This is a genomic window from Paenibacillus sp. AR247, assembly GCF_002968895.1.
Classification (GTDB): domain Bacteria; phylum Bacillota; class Bacilli; order Paenibacillales; family Paenibacillaceae; genus Paenibacillus_AQ; species Paenibacillus_AQ favisporus.
The window spans coordinates 676,519-677,704 of the sequence record NZ_PCZT01000009.1; the positions used below are offsets into that span (position 1 = coordinate 676,519).

At 49.0% G+C, this 1,186-nt stretch carries 2 protein-coding genes; both read right to left on the minus strand.

Annotated elements, in window-relative coordinates; genetic code table 11:
* Positions 1-602, minus strand: a 602-nt coding sequence (locus tag CPT76_RS37260) for an RIO1 family protein (RefSeq protein WP_181152798.1), incomplete at its 3' end; no start/stop codon positions are given.
* A 313-nt stretch (positions 603-915) separates the two neighbouring features.
* Positions 916-1,173 carry an NAD(P)H-binding protein gene (locus CPT76_RS11185; RefSeq protein ID WP_483870065.1) on the minus strand — a complete coding sequence of 86 codons (258 nt, stop codon included), beginning with the start codon at positions 1,171-1,173 and terminating at the stop codon, positions 916-918.
* Positions 1,174-1,186 lie beyond the last annotated feature (13 nt).

Here is a 1,186-nt window from a genome sequence, read left to right on the forward strand (position 1 = left end):
GTCACCAGCACATTTTCCGCTTTGAGGTCTGCATGTACATATCCTGAAGGTGAACGGAGTTCGGTAAGCAATGCCGGGGCTTGACTCCACTCGCGCAGTTTGTTGACCTTGCCGATGTCCACTTCCTTGAAGCTTCCTTCATGAATACATTCGGAAATATCATGAAGAGCACCCTCGATATATACGGCCCATCCTTCTTCCGTACTGATGTCGAACATGACAGGCAAATCTCCATGGATCTGTGAGATCATGTCTATCAGATCATTGGCGATGGTGGTTGCCTCCGAATCTTTTAAAGGAATGTCCTTCAGCCGCGGCGCCTGGATTTCTTCCATTAGCATAGCCGTCATATTGTCCTTCGCTTCGATCACGCGAACCGGCACCAGGAGCGGAGATTGGGCACGAGCATAAAATTGGGCTTCCAGCGTCGGCGGAGCCTGTACTTTATAAATGTAACGGTCTCCCTGCTCCGTAACCATGCGCTGAACACACGATAATGGCCATTCATGGATGGTGATCCGTTGTGAGACCGGGCTGCCTAGATATTCTGCCAGTTCTTCGTCGTCGTGAAGCAGCAAGTTAAACGATGGATGACGATGCATAAGATTCTCCTCTCCCTTTCGAAATACTCGGCATATTGGTACTAGATATAAATTGGCGAAAAACATTCGGAATCTTTTTACTCGTGATAGCGATCGGTTATCCTCCTTGATCCATTCGACCTTTTCCCTAGTGCCACGCTCATGGGACTGAGTAGCAGGCATGACGCTACAGAAAAAAACCGCTTATTCAGCGGCTTCAATAACCTGGTTTATCTAGAAATACCCCTCGGGTCTCTACGGGATGTTTATAACGCGTTTAACGCTTCCATGATTGGAGCCTCTACCGACTTGATTGCACCATCCAAATCAATCATCANCGTTTTATCCGCTCCTGTATGGCACCCCGAGCCTGCAGTAAATACAACTGCATCGCCCCCTCGGCAACGCGGGAAATCTCATCGATACTTCCTTCCAGGTCAGCAAGCACCGCTTGCACGCCCTGCTCTTCAAATGCCGCTTTCTGCTCGTCGCTTCTCACCATCGCGATAGCATTGTGCTTGTTGGATTCCTGCAGCTTTCTTACAAGATGCCGGCCAATCTGGCCATTGGCTCCGATAATCAGTACGTTCATAATAAATCCTTCC